Origin of the sequence: Clostridioides sp. ZZV14-6153 (assembly GCF_020657855.1) — a bacterium.
Taxonomy (GTDB): domain Bacteria; phylum Bacillota; class Clostridia; order Peptostreptococcales; family Peptostreptococcaceae; genus Clostridioides.
The window spans coordinates 83,151-105,986 of sequence record NZ_JAGWCZ010000012.1; the positions used below are offsets into that span (position 1 = coordinate 83,151).

Annotated in this window: 29 protein-coding genes and 1 riboswitch; of the genes, 26 read left to right on the forward strand and 3 right to left on the reverse strand. The window is 29.6% G+C overall.

Annotated features, from left to right (window positions below; genetic code table 11):
* Nucleotides 1–15 precede the first annotated feature (15 nt).
* The 18 genes from KGF46_RS14565 to KGF46_RS14650 all read left to right on the forward strand — a co-directional run bounded on the left by KGF46_RS14565 (nucleotide 16) and on the right by KGF46_RS14650 (nucleotide 14,396).
* Nucleotides 16–492 (forward strand): phage tail tube protein, encoded by a 477-nt coding sequence (locus KGF46_RS14565; RefSeq protein WP_050574410.1) that lies wholly within the window; start codon nucleotides 16–18, stop codon nucleotides 490–492.
* Nucleotides 493–572: 80 nt separating this feature from the next.
* Nucleotides 573–803 carry a hypothetical protein gene (locus KGF46_RS14570; RefSeq protein WP_227862125.1) on the forward strand — a complete coding sequence of 77 codons (231 nt, stop codon included), beginning with the start codon at nucleotides 573–575 and terminating at the stop codon, nucleotides 801–803.
* Nucleotides 804–807: 4 nt separating this feature from the next.
* The gene (locus KGF46_RS14575; RefSeq protein ID WP_227862126.1) at nucleotides 808–1,248 is read left to right on the forward strand and encodes a phage tail assembly chaperone; all 441 of its coding nucleotides are present in this window, start codon (nucleotides 808–810) and stop codon (nucleotides 1,246–1,248) included.
* A 265-nt stretch (nucleotides 1,249–1,513) separates the two neighbouring features.
* Nucleotides 1,514–2,395, forward strand: coding sequence for a hypothetical protein (locus tag KGF46_RS14580; protein WP_227862127.1), 882 nt, complete (start codon nucleotides 1,514–1,516; stop codon nucleotides 2,393–2,395).
* Between the two features lie 70 nt (nucleotides 2,396–2,465).
* Nucleotides 2,466–4,754, forward strand: coding sequence for a tape measure protein (locus KGF46_RS14585; protein WP_227862128.1), 2,289 nt, complete (start codon nucleotides 2,466–2,468; stop codon nucleotides 4,752–4,754).
* A gap of 15 nt (nucleotides 4,755–4,769) precedes the next feature.
* Complete coding sequence (locus KGF46_RS14590) at nucleotides 4,770–5,465, forward strand: LysM peptidoglycan-binding domain-containing protein (RefSeq protein WP_227862129.1); 696 nt, start codon at nucleotides 4,770–4,772, stop codon at nucleotides 5,463–5,465.
* Nucleotides 5,458–7,419 (forward strand): NlpC/P60 family protein, encoded by a 1,962-nt coding sequence (locus KGF46_RS14595; RefSeq protein WP_227862130.1) that lies wholly within the window; start codon nucleotides 5,458–5,460, stop codon nucleotides 7,417–7,419. Before KGF46_RS14590 ends, KGF46_RS14595 begins: the two co-directional genes overlap by 8 nt.
* A 12-nt stretch (nucleotides 7,420–7,431) precedes the next feature.
* The gene (locus KGF46_RS14600; RefSeq protein WP_077745261.1) at nucleotides 7,432–7,692 is read left to right on the forward strand and encodes a DUF2577 domain-containing protein; all 261 of its coding nucleotides are present in this window, start codon (nucleotides 7,432–7,434) and stop codon (nucleotides 7,690–7,692) included.
* Nucleotides 7,693–7,696: 4 nt separating this feature from the next.
* Complete coding sequence (locus KGF46_RS14605; RefSeq protein WP_077745262.1) at nucleotides 7,697–8,116, forward strand: DUF2634 domain-containing protein; 420 nt, start codon at nucleotides 7,697–7,699, stop codon at nucleotides 8,114–8,116.
* On the forward strand, nucleotides 8,117–9,166 hold the full coding sequence (locus tag KGF46_RS14610) for a baseplate J/gp47 family protein (RefSeq protein WP_227862131.1): 1,050 nt from the start codon (nucleotides 8,117–8,119) through the stop codon (nucleotides 9,164–9,166).
* Nucleotides 9,159–9,776: a YmfQ family protein gene (locus KGF46_RS14615; protein ID WP_227862132.1), complete on the forward strand. Its 618-nt coding sequence runs from the start codon at nucleotides 9,159–9,161 to the stop codon at nucleotides 9,774–9,776. Before KGF46_RS14610 ends, KGF46_RS14615 begins: the two co-directional genes overlap by 8 nt.
* An 11-nt stretch (nucleotides 9,777–9,787) precedes the next feature.
* Nucleotides 9,788–10,792: a phage tail protein gene (locus tag KGF46_RS14620; RefSeq protein WP_227862133.1), complete on the forward strand. Its 1,005-nt coding sequence runs from the start codon at nucleotides 9,788–9,790 to the stop codon at nucleotides 10,790–10,792.
* A 16-nt stretch (nucleotides 10,793–10,808) separates the two neighbouring features.
* Nucleotides 10,809–12,143 carry a hypothetical protein gene (locus KGF46_RS14625; RefSeq protein ID WP_227862134.1) on the forward strand — a complete coding sequence of 445 codons (1,335 nt, stop codon included), beginning with the start codon at nucleotides 10,809–10,811 and terminating at the stop codon, nucleotides 12,141–12,143.
* Complete coding sequence (locus tag KGF46_RS14630; RefSeq protein ID WP_227862143.1) at nucleotides 12,140–12,322, forward strand: hypothetical protein; 183 nt, start codon at nucleotides 12,140–12,142, stop codon at nucleotides 12,320–12,322. The genes KGF46_RS14625 and KGF46_RS14630 overlap by 4 nt, the downstream gene beginning before the upstream one ends.
* Before the next feature lie 32 nt (nucleotides 12,323–12,354).
* Nucleotides 12,355–13,011, forward strand: a complete 657-nt coding sequence (locus KGF46_RS14635; RefSeq protein ID WP_227862135.1) for a hypothetical protein — start codon at nucleotides 12,355–12,357, stop codon at nucleotides 13,009–13,011.
* Between the two features lie 69 nt (nucleotides 13,012–13,080).
* Nucleotides 13,081–13,311 (forward strand): hemolysin XhlA family protein, encoded by a 231-nt coding sequence (locus KGF46_RS14640; RefSeq protein ID WP_227862136.1) that lies wholly within the window; start codon nucleotides 13,081–13,083, stop codon nucleotides 13,309–13,311.
* A gap of 15 nt (nucleotides 13,312–13,326) precedes the next feature.
* Entirely contained in the window at nucleotides 13,327–13,584 is a 258-nt protein-coding gene (locus KGF46_RS14645; RefSeq protein WP_227862137.1) for a phage holin family protein, read from the forward strand.
* On the forward strand, nucleotides 13,584–14,396 hold the full coding sequence (locus KGF46_RS14650; protein WP_227862138.1) for an N-acetylmuramoyl-L-alanine amidase: 813 nt from the start codon (nucleotides 13,584–13,586) through the stop codon (nucleotides 14,394–14,396). The genes KGF46_RS14645 and KGF46_RS14650 overlap by 1 nt, the downstream gene beginning before the upstream one ends.
* Nucleotides 14,397–14,443: 47 nt before the next feature.
* Here the strand turns inward: KGF46_RS14650 and KGF46_RS14655 are convergent, their stop codons facing one another.
* Entirely contained in the window at nucleotides 14,444–14,662 is a 219-nt protein-coding gene (locus KGF46_RS14655) for a hypothetical protein (protein WP_227850523.1), read from the reverse strand.
* Between the two features lie 193 nt (nucleotides 14,663–14,855).
* Here KGF46_RS14655 and KGF46_RS14660 point away from each other — a divergent pair, with 193 nt between their 5' ends.
* Both KGF46_RS14660 and KGF46_RS14665 read left to right on the forward strand, forming a co-directional pair.
* Nucleotides 14,856–15,797 carry a hypothetical protein gene (locus KGF46_RS14660; RefSeq protein ID WP_227850522.1) on the forward strand — a complete coding sequence of 314 codons (942 nt, stop codon included), beginning with the start codon at nucleotides 14,856–14,858 and terminating at the stop codon, nucleotides 15,795–15,797.
* Nucleotides 15,798–16,008: 211 nt separating this feature from the next.
* Nucleotides 16,009–16,680: an AP2 domain-containing protein gene (locus KGF46_RS14665; RefSeq protein ID WP_227850521.1), complete on the forward strand. Its 672-nt coding sequence runs from the start codon at nucleotides 16,009–16,011 to the stop codon at nucleotides 16,678–16,680.
* Nucleotides 16,681–16,952: 272 nt separating this feature from the next.
* Here the strand turns inward: KGF46_RS14665 and KGF46_RS14670 are convergent, their stop codons facing one another.
* Together KGF46_RS14670 and KGF46_RS14675 are read right to left on the reverse strand one after the other, a co-directional pair.
* The gene (locus tag KGF46_RS14670; protein WP_227862139.1) at nucleotides 16,953–17,450 is read right to left on the reverse strand and encodes a prepilin-type N-terminal cleavage/methylation domain-containing protein; all 498 of its coding nucleotides are present in this window, start codon (nucleotides 17,448–17,450) and stop codon (nucleotides 16,953–16,955) included.
* Between the two features lie 278 nt (nucleotides 17,451–17,728).
* Nucleotides 17,729–17,905: a hypothetical protein gene (locus tag KGF46_RS14675; RefSeq protein WP_227435413.1), complete on the reverse strand. Its 177-nt coding sequence runs from the start codon at nucleotides 17,903–17,905 to the stop codon at nucleotides 17,729–17,731.
* A 54-nt stretch (nucleotides 17,906–17,959) separates the two neighbouring features.
* Nucleotides 17,960–18,056, reverse strand: a riboswitch (cyclic di-GMP riboswitch).
* Between the two features lie 210 nt (nucleotides 18,057–18,266).
* Here KGF46_RS14675 and KGF46_RS14680 point away from each other — a divergent pair.
* The 6 genes from KGF46_RS14680 (at nucleotide 18,267) to phoU (ending at nucleotide 22,834) form a co-directional block, all read left to right on the forward strand.
* Nucleotides 18,267–18,644 carry a BlaI/MecI/CopY family transcriptional regulator gene (locus KGF46_RS14680; RefSeq protein ID WP_227850516.1) on the forward strand — a complete coding sequence of 126 codons (378 nt, stop codon included), beginning with the start codon at nucleotides 18,267–18,269 and terminating at the stop codon, nucleotides 18,642–18,644.
* 40 nt (nucleotides 18,645–18,684) lie between these two features.
* A complete protein-coding gene (locus KGF46_RS14685; RefSeq protein WP_227850515.1) occupies nucleotides 18,685–19,071 on the forward strand; it encodes a BlaI/MecI/CopY family transcriptional regulator in 387 nt (128 codons plus the stop codon).
* Nucleotides 19,072–19,626: 555 nt separating this feature from the next.
* Nucleotides 19,627–20,544 (forward strand): phosphate ABC transporter permease subunit PstC, encoded by a 918-nt coding sequence (pstC, locus tag KGF46_RS14690; protein ID WP_227433688.1) that lies wholly within the window; start codon nucleotides 19,627–19,629, stop codon nucleotides 20,542–20,544.
* 1 nt (nucleotide 20,545) lies between these two features.
* Nucleotides 20,546–21,370, forward strand: a complete 825-nt coding sequence (gene pstA / locus KGF46_RS14695) for a phosphate ABC transporter permease PstA (RefSeq protein ID WP_227828309.1) — start codon at nucleotides 20,546–20,548, stop codon at nucleotides 21,368–21,370.
* An 18-nt stretch (nucleotides 21,371–21,388) separates the two neighbouring features.
* Nucleotides 21,389–22,153, forward strand: a complete 765-nt coding sequence (pstB, locus tag KGF46_RS14700) for a phosphate ABC transporter ATP-binding protein PstB (protein ID WP_227828310.1) — start codon at nucleotides 21,389–21,391, stop codon at nucleotides 22,151–22,153.
* Nucleotides 22,154–22,180: 27 nt separating this feature from the next.
* Nucleotides 22,181–22,834 (forward strand): phosphate signaling complex protein PhoU, encoded by a 654-nt coding sequence (gene phoU / locus KGF46_RS14705; protein ID WP_227828311.1) that lies wholly within the window; start codon nucleotides 22,181–22,183, stop codon nucleotides 22,832–22,834.
* The last annotated feature ends 2 nt before the right edge of the window (nucleotides 22,835–22,836 follow it).

The following is a 22,836-nucleotide window of genomic DNA, read 5'->3' on the forward strand; positions in this document are numbered from 1 at the left end:
GAGTGTGATAAATAGATGCCTAAAAACGCACCTATGAACGTTAAAGATACAATAAGTGCATCTTTAGCAGAATGTTTTGTAACAATAGAGGGTAAAAGATACAATTTTATGCAAGCTATTAATTTAGAAGCTAAGATGGAAAAAACAAAAAGTGAAGTACCAATTCTAGGAAAAACTACAAAGGGTAATAAAACAACAGGTAGTAAAATTACAGGTAGTGCAACATTTCATTTCAATACTTCTATATTTAGAGAGCTTCTCTATAGGTACAAAGAAACTGGAGAAGACATTTACTTTGATATACAAGTTACTAATGAAGACCCAACAAGTTCAGTAGGGAGACAGACAGTAATTTTAAAAGACTGTAATATGGATTCAGGCATAATTACTAAGTTTGATGCTGATGGAGAATATTTAGAAGAAGATATGGATTTTACATGCGAGGATTGGGAATTGGTTGAGAAGTTTAAAACATTAATAGGGATGGAATAAAATACACATTTATAAATTATAGATGTGTATTTTATATTTATATAAATAAGGAGATGGTTAAAATTAAAGATAAATACAAAATGAAAGACTCAGTTTCATTTGACTATAGTAATAAAAGAACTATAGAAGAGCGTGTCAGCGAGATGTACAAAAAAGCAGGGAAATATCTTATAGACATATCGGATAAATTAGCAACAGACACAATTGATGGTTCGTCATTAAAGCCAATAATAATAAAATTTGAAATAAATGAAGCTGGTGTTGCAACAATAGAAAAACAAACAAAATATTTAATAATGGAGGTAGAATAAGAATATGGGAGATTTAAACGCTTTTTTAAGTCAAAATGCAATAAAAGTAGAGAATAGAAAGTATGTAGCAAGTAATAGATTTATAGATGAAGAAGGAAAAGCAATAGAATGGGAAATAAGAGCATTATCTTCAGAAGAAGATGCTGCAATAAGAAAAAATTGTCCAAAGAGAGAGCCGATTTTAAATAAAAAAGGAAAACACACAGGACAATACAACACTGTAACTGACTACAATAAATATTATGAAGAATTAAGTATAGTTTGCACAGTTTTCCCTGATTTGAATGACTCAATGTTGCAAGATAGCTATAGAGTTATGGGAGCTAACCAATTACTTAAGGCCATGCTTACACCAGGTGAATACACAGAATATGTGCAAGAGGTGCTAGATATAAATGGATTCGATAATTCATTTGAGGATAAGGTCGAAGAAGCAAAAAACTAATTTATGAAGGCGATTTTGATGCTAATATAGCTCATTATTGCCTTCACAAATTTAAATGGAAGCCTAGCAAATATATGGATTTGCCAGTCGATGAAAAAGCATTTGTTGCAGCTTCTATAGATATTAAAGTAGAAGAAGAAAAGGAAGAAGCTAAAAAAGCTGATAAAGATGCAAAGAGAGGAAGAAGAAGATAATCTCTAATGTAAAAATTTTACTGATATAGTATAATATTGTTAAAGAATATAATTTAGGGGGATATTATATTATGTGGAATAAGTTTAAAACTTTGAGCAAAGGCAAGAAAATATTCTTTGGAGTACTGGCTTTTATTTTATTTCCGATTACAATAGCCGCTTTTTTAGGAGAGGCAAGTATAAACTTATTAATAGAAGGATTTAAAAATAAGAAGATACTAAAGATTGCAGGAGGGTTATTTGCAATATATTTTTTTATGGTTGTTATAATAGCAGATATAAAGATATATAGTAGTTTATTTAAAGGGGAACTTCAAAATACTGAACCAGTAGCTAATGAAAATAATGAAGAACATATTAAAAAAGCAAAAACAGAGAAAATTGATGTTATTAAAATGTCTAAAGATGAACAAAAAATTTCTGAGGTTATGAACACAGAACCAGAGAAAATTAAAAATATAGCTAATATACTGAAAGAATGTGGAATAGAAGATTTTGAGAGTATAAAGCATGATAATGGATTGGATAATGCACATTTTAATGGAGAAAAAGGATATAGAATAGAATTTGGTGGTTCTAAAAATATAATATTGTATTTGAATAAAGATAATTCAGTTTACAATATTAGATGGGCTGATAATGACTTTTATAAAGATAGTAAAATAGTATCAAAAGTGAGTGATTACACTCTTACAATTGATGAAAAAACAGAATTACAATTACAATGTCAAAATGGTGTTAGTGCAATTCTAAAGTCACCAAGTACAGCTAAATTTCCAAATATAACAGAATGGGCATTTTCTAAAGATAAAGAAAAAATAGTAGTTCAGTCTTATGTAGACTCTCAAAATTCACTGGGAGCAATACTTAGAAGTGATTTTCAAATAACTTTTACAAGTGATGGCAAAGATGTAAAGTCTTTTATATTTGATGGAGAAGAAATGATAAAATAGTTGATTTAAGGAGTAATCGAGTTGATTACTCTTTTCTTGTGTCTAAAATAATAAGGAAGGAGGTTAAAATATGGCTACAATACAAACATCAATCCGTATATTTGATGGAATGACACCTGCATTTCGGCATATGACAACTGCTATGAATATAGTATTAAGTTCTTTTGAGCAATTACAAAGAACTTCTAGTAATGCAGTAGATGCTAATAGCATAATAAGAGCTAGAGAAGAACTGGCAAGGGCAGAAGCTGGATTTGATAGATTAGAACGACAGATAAGAGAATCAGATAATCAACAGCGAAAACTTAATGAGGATATAAATAAAGGTACAAGTTCTACAGATAGACTAGTTGGAAGTGCGAAAAAACTTGTTGGAGTGTATATGAGTTTAAGAACTTTAGGGAATCTTGTTAACCTATCTGACCAGATGACCAGCACAAACGCAAGACTTGGTATGGTAAATGATGGACAACAATCAGATAGCGGATTAAATAAGATGATATTTCAATCTGCTGAGAGGTCAAGAGCATCTTATATGGATACTGCAAAGATAGTTTCACGTGTGGGTATGAATGCAGAGAAGGCGTTTAGTAGTACAAAAGAAATAGTAGGTTTTGCAGAGCAACTCAACAAAAAATTTGTAATAGCGGGTGCTACAACAGAAGAAATGAATTCGGCTCTTTTACAGCTAACACAAGGACTAGGGAGTGGTGTCCTTAGAGGAGAAGAGTTAAACGCTGTGTTTGAGTCAGCACCTAATATTATCCAATCTATCGCTGATTATTTGGACGTCGACATAGGAAAAATTAGAAGCATGGCTAGTGAAGGTATGTTGACAGCGGATATTGTAAAAAACTCATTACTTACAGCAGCAGAGCAGACTAATGCAGAGTTCGAGAAGATGCCTTACACATTTAACCAAATTTGGACATCTATCAAAAATAATACAATAATGATATTTGGTGTTATACAGAAAAAGATAGAACAATCCATGTCTAGCCAAGGCTTCCGAACCTTTATAGATAATTTTATAAATGGATTATATATTTTAGGCAATGTATTTTTTAATATTTTTAATGGGATTGTAAATATATTAGGAAGTCCATTTTTTCAAGCTTTCACAAACGCTATTATTGTAGGTGTTAGCTTGATAGCACAAGCACTAGGTTGGATAATAACGGAAGCATTAAATGTTGTTAATGTTTTTGCACAAAATTGGAGTATTATTGCACCTATAATTTATGGAGTTGTTGCAGCTATTGCAATTTATTCTTTAGCTTTGGCAGGAATGTGGTTGTGGGAAAAATTAGTTGCAGCTTCTAAATTTGTTGTAATGTTTGCTCAGATGCTTTTAAATACTCAAACATTAGCAGGGTATAAATCTTTAGTATTATATGCACTTGGGCAATGGGGTGTAAATGAAGCTATGTTAGCATGTCCAATTTTTTGGGTAGTTGCAGGGATAATAGCTTTAGTAGTAGCTTTATTTGTTGGGGTTGCAGTTTTTAACCATTTTGCTGGAACTAGTATAAGTGCAATTGGTGCAGTAGCAGGAGCAATATCAGTTGCGGCAAGTTTCATAGGTAATATATTTATTGCAGTAGGTAATATGCTTATAGATATAGTTGCTTTGATTTGGAACACATTTGCTACTTTTGCAGAATTTTTAGCAAATGTGTTTAATGACCCATTAGGTTCTGTGATAAGGCTATTTTCAGGGATGGCAGATACTGTTTTAGGTATTTTACAAAGTATAGCTTCTGCAATAGACACTATATTTGGTTCAAACCTAGCAAATGCAGTAAGTGGATGGTCAGATAAGTTACAAGGTTGGACAGATGAAGTGGCAGGAGAAGCTAAGATAAAAGTAGAAAGAATTGACCCATCTTCTTTACATTATGATAGGTTTAATTATAGTAAAGCGTGGGATGGAGGATACAAATTTGGTGAGAAATTAGAAAACAACATAAAAGATAAATTTGATATTAGTAAAATAGCAGAAGATGCAAAGAAAAAATTAGGTCTAGACGACCTTTGGGACAAAAAATATGGATTAGGAGATGGATTTGGCTCAGCGGGACTAAACTCTCCGCTTAACGATGCAGCAAAAGGAGCAAAAGACACAGCAGGAAATACAGCTAAAATGGCTAAAACAATGGATAAAAGTCAAGAAGATTTAAAATATCTTAGAGACATTGCAGAGCAAGAAGTAATCAATAAATTTACAGGAGTAAACATAAAAATTGATATGAACAACACTAATAATATAAGCAAAGATGCAGATGTGGATGGTATAGTCAATGTCTTAACAGAAAAATTAAATGATGCTATGGTTGTCTCAGCTGAGGGAATAGTTTAGAGAGGAGGGATATAGATGGCTTATGATTTTTACCTAGATGGAGTACAGTTACCAATCGCACCTGGTAAGCTTGAAGTCAAAGTGACAAATAAAAATAAGACAATTGATTTAATAAATGTTGGAGAAGTAAATATATTAAAAAAGGAAGGATTATCTGAACTAAGTTTTGAAGCAGAGTTTACACATAATAAATTACCATTTTATCGAGGGCAATTTAAGGATGTCCAATTCTTTTTAAGTAAACTAGAATTACTAAAGACAGATTGTAAGCCATTCCAATTCATTGTGTCTCGTGAGTTAGGTAACAAAGTATTATTTAATACAAATATAAAAGTATCTTTAGAGGAATATAACATAGTAGAAGATGCAGACAATGGTTCAGATATTAAGGTTGCAATAAAATTAAAACAATATAGAGATTATTCAACTAAAAAATTAGTTCCTGCGACACCTAAAACTACTAATGATACTGGGAGACCAAACGTAAAGATAGAACCTAAGAGGGTCGATTCTGTTAATGCCCCAAGTGGTAAGACTTATACAGTCAAAGCAGGTGATTCTCTTTGGTCAATCTGTCAAAAACAACTTGGAAATGGTTCGTTATATAAGAAAGTATATGAACTAAATAAAACAATGATGGATAAAGCAAATAAGGGTAAAAGAGTACCTAAATACACCATCTATAAAGGGCAGGTGTTGAGGCTTGGCTGATGAATTAGTTTTGGCAAATGATAGAGATGTAAGATTAGTCATAGCACATTGGGAAGATTTCTATGAGCCTGTAGTTTTGGATGGAATTACATGGGAGATAGAAAGACGAGGAGCGCCAAGTAAATTAGAATTTACAATAGTCATGGATGATATATTAGAGTTTTGTGAAGGTAACTCTGTAAGGCTGTATTATAAAGGTGTAGGTATATTCTATGGATATATATTTCAGAAGAAAAGAGATAAAGAAAATCACATTAAAATTGTTGCTTACGACCAGTTGAGATATTTTAAGAATAAAGATACTTATGTTTTTAAAAATTATACAGCAAGTGAAATAATAAAAATGTTAGCTGACGATTTTAAACTAAAGTGTAAATCTATAGAAGATACTAAGTATAAAATATCTAGGATAGAAGAAAATAAAACACTTTTTGACATGGTGCTAACAGCTTTAGATGATACTTTAAGAGAGAAAAAGGAAATGTATGTACTCTATGATGATTTTGGTCGGCTAGTATTAAAGAATGTAGCTTCTATGAAATTAGATGTAGTTATGAATAATGATGTGATTGAGGATTTTGACTATAATTCTTCGATTGATAGTGATACTTATACTCAAGTAAAATTATTAAAAGAGGATGAAAACACAGGTCAAAGGATTTCTACTACAGTAAAAGATTCAGTTCATATAAGAAGTTGGGGAGTTCTACAACTATTTGATACAGTAGATAGTAACGTGACAAAAGCAGAAATGGACAAAAAAGCAGAAATGCTCTTAAAATTATATAATAAGAAAACTAAGTCATTAAGTTTAAAAAATGTGATTGGTGACATTAGAGTTAGAGCAGGTTGTTTAATACCTGTTTTTTTAGATTTAGGAGATATTGAGTTACAAAATTATATGTTAGTTGAGAAAGTAAAACATACATTTGAAAATAATTCACATTTTATGGATTTAACTCTTGTTGATGGAGACGAATTTGCTTCTTATTCTTCATCAAGTTATAGTAGTGGAAATACTAATAATAAAGATGAAAAGAAAAATGGTCCTGTACAAAGTACTACAAGTAAAGAAGATAATGACATGATAAATAAATTGAATAAAGTATTTAAAGGTAAATTATCAAATACAGGAAATATATTTGTTAAATATTCTAATGCTTACAAGGTCAATGCAGCTTTAATGGCTGCTATTTCTATACATGAAACTGCTAATGGTAGTTCCTCACTTTGTAAAAATAAAAATAATTTCTTTGGTATGAAAGGGATGTCTTTTAATTCTGTAGATGAAGGGATAAAAAGAGGTATAAGTAATTTATCAAGAAATTATATCCATATCGGAAGAAAAACATTAGAAAGTATAAGAGATAAATATGCTCCACTTTATGATAGTCCTCTTAATAAAGATTGGGTACCAGGAGTAGGCAAATTTTATAAACAAATAACAGGAAGTACCTATAGTCCTAATAATTCGGGTACAGGAGTTGGAAGTAATGAGGAAGCAGAAAAAAACTTAAAAGATGCAACTTATCAAGTTCAAAACAATAATAACAATACCAATACATCTACAAATAATAGTTCTAAAGCAGATAAACTAATTAGTATAGCTAAAGGTAAATTAGGTTGTAAATATGCTCGAGGAGCAGAAGGTCCTAATACATTTGATTGTTCTGGATTTACACAATGGTGCTATAAACAAATAGGTATAAGCATCCCTAGAACAGTTGCAACACAAAGCAAGGCAGGAAAGGCTGTAGACTTAAAAGATAGAAGTAAGTGGAAAGCAGGAGACTTATTATGTAGAGTTGGTGGAGGTAGTAGTAATCACGTAATGATGTATATTGGAAATGGTCAAATGATTCATTCACCACAGACTGGTGATGTAGTAAAAATACAATCAGTTGATTCATATCGAAAAGGAAAAGCGTACACACATGTGAGAAGATTTATATAAGTGAGGTTAAATATGAGCCAAGAATTATTACAAATAATTAAGAAAGCAGCGATGGATGCAGTAGAAACAAGTAATCCAATGCAAATTGCATTTGGAACTATAGAAAGTGTTAATCCTTTAGTAGTTAAGATAGAGCAAAAAGCATCTTTTGAAGAATCTTTTCTAATACAAACAGATACATTTAAAAGATATACAGATAAAAAAATAGGAGATAAAGTAGTCTTAATTCGTATGCAAGGAGGACAACAATATTTAATATTAGATAGGATGTGATGAAGTGATACCAACGGATAACATTGACTATGACATTGAAGATGTATCAATAATTAATTTTGATGTAAGGCAAGAACCAAGTAAGACATTTAAACTTCATATAGAAAAAAACAGAGTAGATGGTATTTGTGATGATGTGGAAGCATTAAAACAAACCATCTTTTTGATTTTAAATACTGAAAGGTATGAGCACTTAATATATAGTTGGAATTATGGAGTCGAGTTGAACGACCTTATTGGAGAGCCTATAACTTTTGTAATACCAGAGTTAGAGAGAAGGATAACAGAAGCACTAATTCAAGATGATAGGATTGAAAATGTAGATAATTTTGAGTTTCAAAATATAAAAGGAAAAGTACATTGTAAGTTTATAGTTCATACAAAATATGGAAATATTAAAGCAGAGAAGGTGGTGAGTGTATAATTGTTTGAGTTAATGACTTTTGAAAATATAATTAAAAGAATGTTAGATAGTGTACCAGATACATTTGATAAAAGAGAAGGTTCTATAATATATAATGCCTTGGCACCAGTTGCTATAGAACTTACAGAAACGTATATTGCAATGGATGAATTACTAGACCAAACCTTTGTTGATACTGCTAGTTATTACTATTTAGAGAAAAGATGCAAAGAACGAGGAATCACGCCACTATCTGCTACTAATACAATTGCTAAGGGTGTCTTTAATATAGATATTCCACTTGATTCTAGGTTTAATTTAGGGGAGTACAATTATACAGCAATTGAGAGAATATCTGAAGGTATATATAAGATGAAATGTGAAACTGCTGGACCTATATTTGAGTTAGGGCAACTAATACCTATCGAATATATAGATGGTCTTGAAACTGCTGAGTTAACTGAAATATTAATTAATGGAGAAGATGAAGAGAGCGAGGACAGTCTAAGACAAAGATACTATGACAGTTTAAATTCTCAATCTTTTGGGGGTAATATTCAAAACTATAAGGATGAAGTTAATAAATTGCCTGATGTTGGAGGAGTTAAAGTATATCCAACTTGGGCTGGTGGAGGTACTGTTAAGTTAGTAATAATTAATTCTAATTTCAAAGTACCAAGCACTGACTTAGTTAATTTAGTTCAAGAAGAAATTGACCCAATCGGACATCAAGGAGAAGGTCTTGGGTTAGCACCAATAGGACATAAAGTTACTGTTGAAGGAGTTACAAGTACAACTATAAATATATCAGCAGAAATAACATATAAGAGTAACTACACTTGGGAGAATATAAAGACTATAGCAGAAGAAGCAATAGACGACTATTTAAATGAACTTAACATGAGTTGGGAAGATGAAGAAAACTTAATAGTCCGTATATCTCAAATTGAAACTAGATTACTTAGTATTGATGGAGTGTTAGATATTACAAACACAATGATAAATGATGTTAAATCTAATCTAACAATAGATAGTAACAGCATAGTAATAAGAGGTGAGGTAGTTGGATAAAGAGATTAATCTAATAAATTACTTACCACAAGTTTTGCAGGATAAAGAAGAATATATAAAAGTATTTAATGCAGAAAACAAAGAAATAAAAACATTACATGATAAATTAAAAGAACTATCAAATGACCAGTTTTTAGAGGATTTAACTCCAAGTGGTATAAAAAGATGGGAAAAGATAATGTCTATAATTCCTAAAAGTAATGAGAGTTTAGAAGATAGAAGATTTAGGATTTTTAGTAAATATATAAGTAAATTACCTTATTCAGAGAGATTTTTAAGAAACTGGTTAAACAATATAGTTGGAGAAGGAAATTATGAGTTAACTATTAATAATGCTACTTATAACATACACCTTGAGAGTGATGCAAGAAACCAAGATTGGTTTGATGAAGTTCATTCTTTTGTAAGTAATATTAAACCATGTAACATGACTCTTGATTATACTAGAGTTTTAGTCAGTAAAGATAATTATATGAATTTTGGTATAACAACCCTAATGGGTCAAGAAATAACTATATACCCTTGGAGTCCACCAGATATAGAAACTTATGGAGAAATTGATGTATTAACTGGCAATGGAGTTGGATACCAAGAGGTAACAATATTTTAGGAGGTGATATATTGGCTATAGATAAAAGTTATTACACTATAATTACAAATGTAGGAAAAGCAAAGATAGCAAATGCAAGTGTCACAGGTAATAAAGTGGGATTTGTAAAAATTCAACTTGGTGATGGAGGAGGGAGTGAATATACTCCTACTGAGAGTCAGACAGCTCTTAAAAATGTGGTATGGGAAGGCAATATCGGAAATACAACTACAGATGAAACTGCACCAAATTGTATAATATTAGAGAGTTTAATACCATCAAGTGTAGGCGGGTTTATGATAAGAGAAATAGGATATTTAGATGATGAAAATAATTTAATTGCCATTTCTAAATACAAAGAGTGTTATAAACCTTCTATAGAGCAAGGGGCAGTTGTTGACATGAAGGTTAAAACTGTGCTTATTGTATCTAATGTAAATAATATAGAACTTAAAATTGACCCTACAATAATCTTTGCCACACTCAAAGATATACAAGACTTAGACACTAAAATAGATACAACTAAAACAGAATTAACAAATAATTTAGAAACTGCTAAAACAGAGCTGAACACTAGAATTGACACAGAAAATGAGAAACAAAATATTAAAATTGACCAATTAATCGCAGGTGGTTCAAATGTGGCATCTACTCAAACGATAACAATTGATGATTGGGTGGAGGATGCAGAAAATGGATTTAAAGCAACTGTAACACATAGTTTGTTAACACAGAGAATAACTGTAAGTATTATAGATGCTACTACAAAAGAAAATGTAGTTACAAACTTTAAAATTATAGATGATAATTCTATAGAAATTAGAAGTGAAACAAGGTCAGAATTAAATGTCTATGTGATAAATGGAAATGCAGAAACTCATTTTATAAATGCAACTGTAGATGATAACAGAGTGTCTGAAATGACTACTTATTCATCTAAAAAGATAAAAGAGGAAATGAATAAAATTGCTGAACAATTAACTGGAGAAGTAACAAGAGGTGTAAATGTAGCAAATAGTATTATAAATAAATTGTAGAAAGTGAGGTGATAAAATGTCTGATGAAAATTTAAAAAATTTAATTGATAAATTTGAAAGTATTGGTAGTAGTATAAATACAATATCAAGTTCACTAAAGAATATCTTAACAAATAAAAATGTAAAGACTTCTGAAGTTGATAAACTGAGCGACTTGGTAAGCAAGGTTGATAAGTTAAATCCACAAGAGTTAGGTGTTAGGATAAATAAGTTGGATGAAAATCCAGATACTTGTGTAAGTTATGTAGGAGATGCAATAGGAATGACTCCTGCCAGTGTTGGGAGTTATGGTAGTTGGGATACTATAGATTTTATTAGAGACATAAAGCCATGTGGATTTAAAGATGGAATAGTAACAAAGTATATTAAAAAAGAAAATTTTAATATGTATGAAGATGGAACTAATGTAGAAGATGACACAGATGTTATGATTGAATTTCCTAAATTTTATTGGAAAATACAGAGTTCTGATAACTACATGGATATATTTATATCTAAAACAAAATTAGATGATGATTATGAATGTCCAGCACATTTAATTGGCAGTACAGAAAAAGAATTTATTTATATAGGTGCATATTTAGCATCTTTGGAAAATAATAACTTAAGAAGTAAAAAAAATGGTAGTCCAGAAGTAAGAGCACGTGGACAATTCTACAGTTTAATATATAAACATGTTCCTGGATATGATTCTTTGGACTATCAATGTGTATTAATGTTGCAGATTCTATTTGTTGTGATGTTTAAATCAATAAACTTTTTTAGCTTAGGAGTTGGTTATAGCTCTTATATATCAGGGCATGGAAAGTCAAATAAAATAAACACAGGTGGTTCTAATTTCAAAGGCATGATATATGGAGAACAAAACGGAGATGAACAAATGAAATTCTTAGGAATAGAAGATTTATGGGGAAATTGTCTACAGGAGGTAAGTAGATGCACTTGTGGAGTTGAAAATGCTTGTGTATATATAAGAATAATTACAAGGAATAAAAGAAATATACAATATGGAGTAGGAAGAAAGGTTGGTACAATATCAGATGTAATAGGTGGTAACAACACTGGTTTTATGGTTAAACAGTGTCTTATCGGAGGAGGAAGCAATCAAGATAGTCGATATTATAGATGTTGGGCTAGTTTAGCTGAAAACCATATAGGATATTACACAGGATTTGATTATAGTGAAAGTTCTAGACTCTATGGTTTATTTTCATCTTATTTTCAAACAGAAGTAAAAAAAGCATCAACTAGATTAATTTTTATAGGAGAAGACAATCGGAATACACTAAAAACAATTCAAGAAGATGAATTGCTGCTTGTAGAAAATAAAAAGGTAGGAGGATTATTATAATGATAAATAATGTTGTAGTAAGAATACTAGCAGAAAGAATTCTAAACAAAGGATTGAACCCTTTGAAAAATCGAGAATTTGAATTAGACGATGTAACTAATACAGAGTATAGAAAAGCAGTAGAAGATTATATAATTAAAGAAAGTGGAGTAGTAGAAGGAAAAGAACCAACAATATAGAGGTTCTTTTTTATTGGAAAGAGGTGATTTAATTGACTTTTAAAGAGTTAGTTAACAAAGTTAGAAATCTTGTTTTAGAAGCAAAGAAAGTAACTATAGAAGACACAGAGAATAACTTTACTAGTGATAATGTTGAGGGAGCATTGAAAGAATGTATAGATAGAGCAGATTCGGCTTTTCAAGAAGCCGATAGTGGTAAAACAATTTTATCAACTGCTATCGGCTCCCCTGCTACATCAGAGCAAACATTTCAAGAATATGCGAATTACATTGTGGGGTTTAAAGGTACTATAAATAGTTTACAAGAGTCTTTGAGAGGAAGCATGAAGCTTTATTCAGGAACTGCAAATGTTATAAGTTCTTCTTCATCTAAGATATTTAATACTTATGGGAATGCTACAGTTGTTCAATGTAGTTACATTTCAATTAGTAACATTACTTATAACCCTACGATATTTATTGCATATAGTAGTATTGAAAGTGGGAATAGTAGCACACGTTGGACTAATTCTACGGCTATTTACTATAGTGGTAACTTTTTTTGTTCTTCTATAAATACTGCACTTGGAGCGCTAGAAAACCCTTGGCTTTGGAGCCTTAGCGAGTTCAAAAACGGGAATACTATAACATGCCCTATCATAGGAGTTAAAAGCGGTAAAGTTAATTGGATTGCTTTAGCTTACAATTAATTTTATGTGAAAAGTAAAAGACTTAGATGAATCTCTAAGTCTTATTTTAATACAAATAAGGAGGCTTACATGAATGAAGAACTTTTAGAAGCAGATTTAAAAAGACATGAAACAAGAATAAATAAGCATGGAGAAGAAATAGACGAATTAAAGATAGCAAATATAGAGTCTAAAGCAGAGTTAAAAGCATTGTGTGAGAACTTAAACTCACTTACAAGTATGTTAAAGTGGTTGATTGGAACAATGATTACAACACTTGTAGGATTCTTTATATTTGCAATACAGAGAGGAATATTTTAATTAGGAGGAAAATAAATGGATAATTTAATAAGTTTTATACCAGAGCAGTTACTAATTTTAGTTGCTGCTCTTTATGTTATAGGAGCAGGTTGCAAAAAATATAAACAACTAGATAATAAGTATATTCCAGTAGTGTTATTGATACTTGGCATAGGCTTTTCAGTGTGGATGCTAGGATTGAATGCTGATGCAGTCTTACAAGGAGTAATTTGTTGGGGAGTAGCAATAGGAGTTAATCAAGTTTATAAACAACTAAAGGATGGTGAAAAGTAATGAAAATATGTATTACAGTAGGACACAGTATTTTAAAAAGTGGTGCATGCACTTCGGCTGATGGAGTGATTAACGAGTATCAATACAATAAGTCACTTGCACCAGTATTAGCAGATATGTTTAGAAAAGAAGGACATAAGGTAGATGTAATAATATGCCCCGAAAGACAATTTAAATCTAAGAATGAGGAAAAGTCTTATAAAATACCTAGAGTTAATGGTGGAGGATATGATTTACTCATAGAACTGCATTTAAATGCGAGTGATGGTCAAGGGAAAGGTTCAGAGGTGCTATATTACAGTAGTAAAGGTCTAGAGTATGCAACTAGAATATGCAAGAAATTAGGCACCATATTTAGAAATAGAGGTGCTAAATTAGATAAAGGATTATATATTTTAAATGGTTCGAAACCTACAGCAGTGCTGATTGAAAGTTTCTTTTGTGATAATAAAGAGGATTATGAGAAGGCTAAGAAACTTGGATACGAAGGTATGGCTAAGTTAATTGTAGAAGGAGTATTGAATAAAAGTATAAACAATGAGGGAGTCAAGCAGATGTATAAACATACAATAGTTTATGATGGAGAAATTGACAAAATACTTGCAACTGTGCTTGGTTGGGGATACAATGACGGAAAGATATTAATATGTGATATAAAAGATTATGTACCAGGTCAGACGGAAAATTTATACGTTGTAGGGGGTGCAGCATGTAATAAGATAAGTTCTATTACTAAAGAAAATTACACAATGATAAAAGGTAATGATAGATTTGACACGCTTTACAAAGCATTAGATTTTATTAATAGATAGATTAGAAGGTAGCAACTAACTCCAGTAGCTACCTTCTTTTTTTATGTCTATTTTTCTTTTTCCTTCCAAACAATTTCATATCCTAAAATATCTGCTATTTTTAATGTCTCGCTATATTTTAAATTTCCATTAGATATTTTTTTTCTTAAATTTTCATAAGTAAAATTTGTGTGATTCAACTCATTTAAAGCATCATTGACATCTTTAATAGTTAGATTTTTTCTTACAATTAAACTTTTTATTTCACTAATGTAATCATTGCTCACAAAAACACCTCCTTGCAAACTTATCTTATAAATATATAATAACATAAGTTTGACTATTAAACAACTACATAGTTTTATAAAACAACTTATTTGTTTTAAAATACAACTAAAAAGTTGTATTTGTTCTTGACTTTTGAAATAAAAGGTCTTATAATTAGAATATAGAAAAAATAAAACAAGGAGGTAAGTAAAGATGAAAAACTTATTTAAAGAAGCACATAAAATTACAGGAGAAATAAAAGAAAAATATAATGATGTTGATTACAAAGCACAGTTTAGACTTTGCTTATCTTTCTTAAATAAAAAGGGGGATACAGAAATGAAAGAAGAAATGAGATATGAATTCGAAATTAAAAGAGGGATATGTGAAATTATAATAACAAAAGATATAGAGAAAAAGCTTTTTGACATTAGTACTATAAAAATAAATACGACTTTAGTTAAAAAAGAAGAAGAAACAGGAGCAAGATTTAACTATACAAAGAAAGATAAAGGATTTGTTTTTTCGATAGAAACTTTTGGTGCAGTATCAAATAATATAAAAAAATTATTAAATGTGAAAAGCAATAAAATACTTACTTTGCAAGTTCCAGATGAGTTAGCAGAAATAAGAGAACAATTTTTAAATGCTGCTGAACAACACGAAAAAGATTATTTTAATAATAATTGGGATGAGTTACCAGCAAACGAAATTATTAAAATAGAAAAGGAAACTGGATGCTTTTATATAAAAAATATAAAAATAAATAGAAGCACTAATTTGAAAAGAATTTTATACAATATATCTAAAACTAATATAAACTTAGAAAAGTATTTGGCGAAAGAAGAAATCTATGATTTTAGAAAATTTTATGAAATTACAAAAAAAGAATTATTGAAAATGGGAGAAGAAGCAAAAAGAATATTAGAACTTAAAAAAGAAAGTGAAGAAAAACAAAAACAAAAAAGAGAAAAAGAAGAAGCTGAAAGAATTAATAGTTTAATAGAAAAAGCTAAAAAAACAGGTAAAAAACAAACTATAAGCAGTTGGATGGAACCTTGCAATAACACAAAAGAAGAATGTAATTTAGATGTAGTAACAAAGCAAATAGATAAAAATGGTAAAATAGAAATAAGTAGACAGCATACATTTTAAAAAAATTATGAATAATTTTGAGAGCAATATTCTTTAACATAAGTTTCGTATGTGTCAGACGAAACATTACTTAGATAAAAATCTAATTCGGCTTCGTAGTCTTCAACGCAATCCTCATAAACGTTTATGATATAATTAAAGAAAGAGAAAAATAAAAGGGAGATTTTAATGTTTTTATTAAATTTATATTAAAAAATAAAAGGTGAACTAAATGAGTAAAAATAAAGAAGCGATAGGAAAAGAAATAGGCTTCTTAACGGTATTAGATACTAAAAGAAAAGTGGATAAAAAAGGAAGGTTAAGAACCTATTATCTTTGTAAATGTAAATTATGCAATAAAGAAAAATGGATAAGGTCAGATACTCTAAAAGTAGGTAGTAGTTGTGGGTGTTTATCTAAAAACACACAATTTAAAGCTAATAATATAACAAATAAAAAGTTTGGAAGATTAACAGCAATAAAAGCCACTAATAAAAGAGCGGAAAATAATTCGATAATTTGGAAATGCAAGTGCGATTGCGGAAATTACAAAGAAGTTGCAGAGTATTTATTAACTTCTAATAGGGTTCGTAGCTGTGGTTGTATGCTTACAGAAAGTAGCAAGAAAAATATAAAAAAAGCTATAGAAGTGCATTTAAAAGAACATATTATAGACAACACAAACATACAAACTATATCTCAAAAAGAGCCTCTAAGTAATTCTAAAACAAAAGTTAGAGGTGTTTATTGGGACGAGTCTAAGAACAAGTATAAAGCTCAAATAGAGTTCAAAAAGGTTCATTATAATCTAGGATACTATGACAACATAGAAGATGCTGAAAAGGCATATATAGAAGCCAAGGAGAAGTTACATAAGAAATTTTTAGAAGAACTCGATAAATAAAAACTGTATTTGTAGAATAAAGTTTCTACTTATACAGTTTTTTATATTTAAAAAGAAACACATAAAACTATCAAGAACATCACTTAACATATCTTAAAAACGATTTAAATAGGTCTTTTTAACAACATAAATCATATGATATAATAAAAAATAGAAGTGTACTACCAATACACTTCTATAGTTGCAATTAAGCATTCTCATGTCGGGGAGTGCTTTTTTCATTTCTCCAAATAACAGTATTTTTTTCATCTGTAATTATCAAATCAATGTCATTAAGTATTTGATTTATCACCATTTAAGAAAGTTATTTTAATAGTTATTCTTCCCTGATTGTTGTATATTTTTATTGAATTTCCATAATCTTCTTCTAATTTATTTGTACCACTTTTGCTTATTTCTCCATCTGGAACTATAAGTAATTCTAAGTGTCCTTCATGACCACCAGAAGATGATAAAACGTACGAACCATTGTAAGGCATTCCTAGACCCTCTATCTTATCTGTTAATGGGTCGTCTTTAAGACCTCCATTTATAATTATTTTTCCATCTTTTTTGGACCATGATATGCTGTTTCCATCAGTGAATTTTGATTCATCAGCATAGTAGCTAAGGGACGCACTTTTTATTGCACTTATATCAGATTCAAGTTTAGCTATCTTTGCTTTTTCTATATTTTTAAATAATGCTGGAAGTGCTACTATCGCCAATATTCCTATTATAGCAATTACTACTAATAATTCCACTAAAGTAAACCCTTTTTTATTTTTCATTTATTTCACCTCCGTATAAAATAAATAATATGTGAATTTTTTTGTTTTATTGATTTCCATTTTCTACATTTTACCATATATAGACAAAAAAATCACTTTCAATGATAAGAATACTATTATTTTATAATTCTTGTAAATGATTTAAAATGATATTTCTTGTTAGAAAAGATATAAGCGCTGTGTCAAAATAAAGAAAACTACAGTCATATCAATATAATTATCAATACTATTTAAATGTAGATAAAACTAAAAAGGGTTTTCTAGAAAACAAAATCCATCTAATTATACTTACTTACAAGTACCATCACTTGATGTAAGCAATTTTCTACTACATTTTCTCCGTACTCTAGTATAAAATCATCTAATTGTGTATCTATAAAATCACAATAATCATATGAACTACCAATATAAGCAGTTAACATATGTGTACATCTATCCATTTTATCTCTAAACATATAAATTATTATCCCCCTAAAAAACTTTCATAAAAACAAAAAGAACAATATCTTTTTGGTAACTGGCTGACATAACTTATAAGATATTTTACAAGTCTTAGTCCCTATAGCTTTGCGTCACTAAATTTCTCTAGTTTTGCCAATTTAGTTTTATTCTACAACTAAAATAATACAATGTAATTAGTTATTATTCAATAAGATTGTTTGAAAATTGAATAAATTTATGGATATGAATAATCTTTTTTATATATAAAAACAGACTAAATATGTAGAATGTATGGTAAAACTTACCTGTAGTTTTTGTGTTAAAAAGCTCCTATTATTAATCTAAGCTAAATTGAATTTGAGGGAGTGACATAAAATGGAGCAACAAGAAGTAGTTAGCAAACTACGCAGAGGGGAATTAATGCTGATGGAATATATGTGGAGGGAAAAGTCTGTTCTATCTAAAGAAATAATAGTAGTAATGAAAGAAAAATATGGTTGGAGGAAAAGTACTACAAAACTTCTCCTAAAAAGATTAGTGAAAATGAAAATATTGCAAAGGAAGATAGAAAGTTTTAATTTTAATTATGAATTATTAGTAACTAAAAAAGAGTATTTAAATGCTATAAAAGAAGAAAGAGAGATTAGTGAGTATGATAACTTTTTTATACGAACATTTACTACTATACATAGAAAAGACGAAATGACAGAAGAAGAAATAAAAGCGTTTATAGAAAGTATGCAAGATTTATAAAAAATAATTTTACATGCTTAATAGAAAGAAGGGATATATTATGTTAAATAAAAAATTGCCGGATTCAGAATTCAAGATTATGAAATATATGTGGAATTCTGGATATAAAACTGTAATATCAAAAGATGTTGCAGATTGGATGGAGCAAGAGTATGGATGGAAACAAACTACAACACTAACACTTTTATCAAGATTAACTAAAAGAGGTTTTTTAGCTTCTCAAAAAATAGGCAAGCACACACATTATACAATATTAATAAAAGAAAAAGAATATTTAAAATCAGAAACTAAAAAACTCTTTGGAGGTTTACATAATAATCCTATTTCTAATCTAATTTCAAAACTACATAGTAGAGAAGAAATAAGTAATGACAAATTAGATGCACTTGAGGAGTGGGTGAGAAGTTGGCAAGATGATGAGGAATAGGAATAGATAAAAAGGTAGCACTTATATTAGTAGCTACCTTTTTATTTCTGTGGATAAATTTGTGGATAAGTTGTGGAAAACTTATGTAAAATTTGTGGATAAAATATTTTACTGACATTTTACTGACATAAGTGCTAATGTTCTATTTTAAAGTACTGAAATATCAACGATTAAGTATATAAAAATAAAAAAGATATTATTCTAATAAGGAATAATAAATATATAGATTATAAAAGGTTAAATCTAGTTAACAAATCTTAATAGCAGATATAAATAATAAATTACGTGTAGTACGTATTATTACTTATATCTGCTATTTTATTGTCGTCAAATATAGTTAAATTGTAAAGTAAATGTCAAATATAGTCCAAAAAGTAAAATTAATGTTAAAAAAGTGAATATAATTTTACACTTGTTTAACTTAAACCTAATATAGATTTAACTTAAAAAAAGTAGAATAAAAATATAGAAAATTTAATAATGACGAACTTATAAAAATTTAAATTTTAAATACAGAACGAAAATAAATTAGGTATATTTTAATGGGAGGATATTATGATAGTAAAATCTAGGTTAGTAGGTTTAGAAAAAAATGACAATAATGGAAATAAGACAAAATATATAGTTGAAAAAGTAGCAAAAAATATATTTCTACTAAGTGCTTTAGTAGCAGTTGCAAGTTTACTTTTGATAATAGGATTTGTATTTTATAAAGGGTTAAGACCTTTTATATTTGAGGGATACTCATTTATAGATTTTTTAACAGGTGCAGATTGGGTTCCTTCAGCTAATAAGTTTGGAATATCATCTATGATAGCAGCATCAATAGTTGCTACAATTGGTGCACTTATAATAGGAGTACCAATTGGAATATTAACATCTATATTTATAGCAGAAGTAGCACCTAAAAGATTAGCAAAAATAATGTCACCAGCAGTTGAACTTCTAGCAGGTATACCTTCAGTGCTGTATGGAGTGTTTGGTCTTGCAGTAATAGTTCCAATGATACAAAGTATATTTAATCTTCCAAAAGGACAGAGTTTATTAGCAATAATAATAGTATTAGCAGTAATGATGTTACCAACAATAATATCTGTATCAGAAACAGCTATAAGAGCAGTACCAAAAGCATATAAAGAGGGTTCATTAGCACTTGGTGCATCAAAAATAGAAACAATATTTAAAGTTGTATTACCGGCTGCAAAGTCTGGAGTATTAGCTGCAGTAGTATTAGGAGTAGGAAGAGCTTTAGGAGAAACAATGGCAGTAATACTTGTTGCAGGAAATTCACCAGTTATGCCAACTTCTATAACAGATAGTGTAAGACCACTTACAACTAATATAGCACTTGAAATGGGATACGCATTTGGGACACATCAAGAAATGTTATTTGCAACTGGAGTAGTATTGTTTACATTTATATTAATTTTAAACTTAGTTTTAAATAAACTTTCAAATAAGGCGGTAAATTAAGATGAGAAAGTTCAGAGAGAATATATTGAAATTATTAGTATATCTATCAGCATTATTTACAATAGTATCACTGGTAGTTATAGTAGGATTTATATTTATAAAGGGAATCGGAAATATGAATTTTAATTTCTTATTTAGTAATTATTCAGCATCAGGTGATGGTGGTATCTTCCCAATGATAATTACAACATTATATACTGTAGTGGTTTCTATAGTTGTAGCAACTCCAATAGGAATCTTAGCAGCCATATATTTACAAGAATATGCTAAAAAAGGAAAAGCAGTTACAGCTATAAGATTTGCAACTGAAAGTTTGTCAGGAATACCATCCATAGTTTATGGATTGTTTGGAGGAATTTTCTTTGTAGTTACCTTAAAAATGGGATATTCAATAGTTGCAGGGTCACTTACAGTTGCAATAATAATATTACCAGTAATAATTCGTACTACAGAAGAAGCTTTAAAGACAGTTCCTCAATCATATAGAGAATCATCTCTAGCATTAGGAGCTACTAAATTTCAAACTTTATATAAAGTAGTACTTCCAAGTGCAGTACCAGGAATTCTATCAGGAGTAATATTGTCAGTTGGTCGTATAATTGGAGAATCAGCTGCCATACTACTTACAGCAGGTACTGTAGCTAAGATGCCAGGAGGAATATTTGATAGTGCAAGAACACTAACTGTACACTCATACTTACTAACTAAAGAGAGTGGAGACATAGCAACAGCAGCTAGTATAGGTATTGTTTTAATAGTAATTGTATTAGTATTAAATATGTTAGCAAGATTTGTTGCTAAAAAGTTAAATAAGGCTAATTATTAAATTTAAGAGGTGTAAATGATGGAATTAATCAATAAAATAAAAATGAGTGTAAAAGATTTGGATTTATTTTATGGCGACAAGCAAGCTCTAAATAAAATAAATATGGATATAAAAGAAAATAAAGTTACTGCTTTAATAGGTCCATCTGGATGTGGAAAATCTACTTTTATAAGAACATTAAATAGAATGAATGACCTAATAGAAAATGTAACAATTACAGGGAATATTTCTGTTGATGGAGAAGATATCTATACTTCAGATGATGTTATAAACCTTCGTACAAAAGTAGGAATGGTATTTCAAAAACCTAATCCATTTCCTATGAGTATATATGATAATGTTGCATATGGACCTCGTACACATGGATTAAGAGATAAAAAGCAACTAGACAAGATAGTAGAGGAAAGTTTGAAGGGAGCAGCTATTTGGGAGGAAGTTAAAGATAGGCTTAAGTCATCTGCATTAGGATTATCTGGAGGGCAACAACAACGTATATGTATAGCAAGAGCAATTGCTATGAGACCAGAAGTTATACTTATGGATGAACCTACATCTGCTTTAGACCCAATTTCAACATTAAAAGTAGAAGAACTTATAGAAGATTTAAAAAAGGACTATACAATAGTCATAGTTACACATAATATGCAACAAGCTGCTCGTATATCAGATGAAACAGCTTTTTTCCTAAATGGAGAGGTTATAGAATTTAGTGATACAAAAACTATGTTTACTACTCCTGTGGATAAAAGAACAGAAGACTATATAACAGGTAGATTCGGTTAAAATATATAACTATAAAGGAGTTAAACAATGGTCAATAATAGTTTAGATATAAGTATTGATACTTTAAAAGAACAGACAGTACTTATGATGGAAAAATGTGAAGAGGCAATAGAAAAGTCTGTAACTTGTATGATAGAGAAAGATTTAGAAGGTGCAAGAAAAGTAGTAGAAGATGATGAAAAAATAAATAAATTGAGAGAAGAAATAAGAGATAAAAGTATAGAATTAATAGTACTTAAACAACCAATGGCAAGGGATTTAAGATTTATTTATTCTTTGGGAAACATATCAATAGAATTAGAAAGAATTGGAGATTATGCAGCAAATATAGCTAGAGAAATGTTGAAAATAGGTGGAGAAGCGTATATAAAAGAGCTAATAGATATTCCTAAAATGGCAAAGGAATGTAAGAATATGATGTCTCAAACTAGAGAAGCTTTAATATCATTTGATGCAAGTATAGCTTATAATGTTGGAAGTAAAGATGACATTGTAGATGATTTGTATGAGCAAGTACAAATTGATTGTTTAAAAATAATGCATGAAAATTCAAATACGATAGACCAAGGAGTAAAACTTTTACTTATAGGAAGATACCTTGAACGAATTGGAGACCATATAACAAACGTATGTGAAAAAATAATCTTTGCAATTGAAGGTAAAATGGTAGAGATAGGATAAAA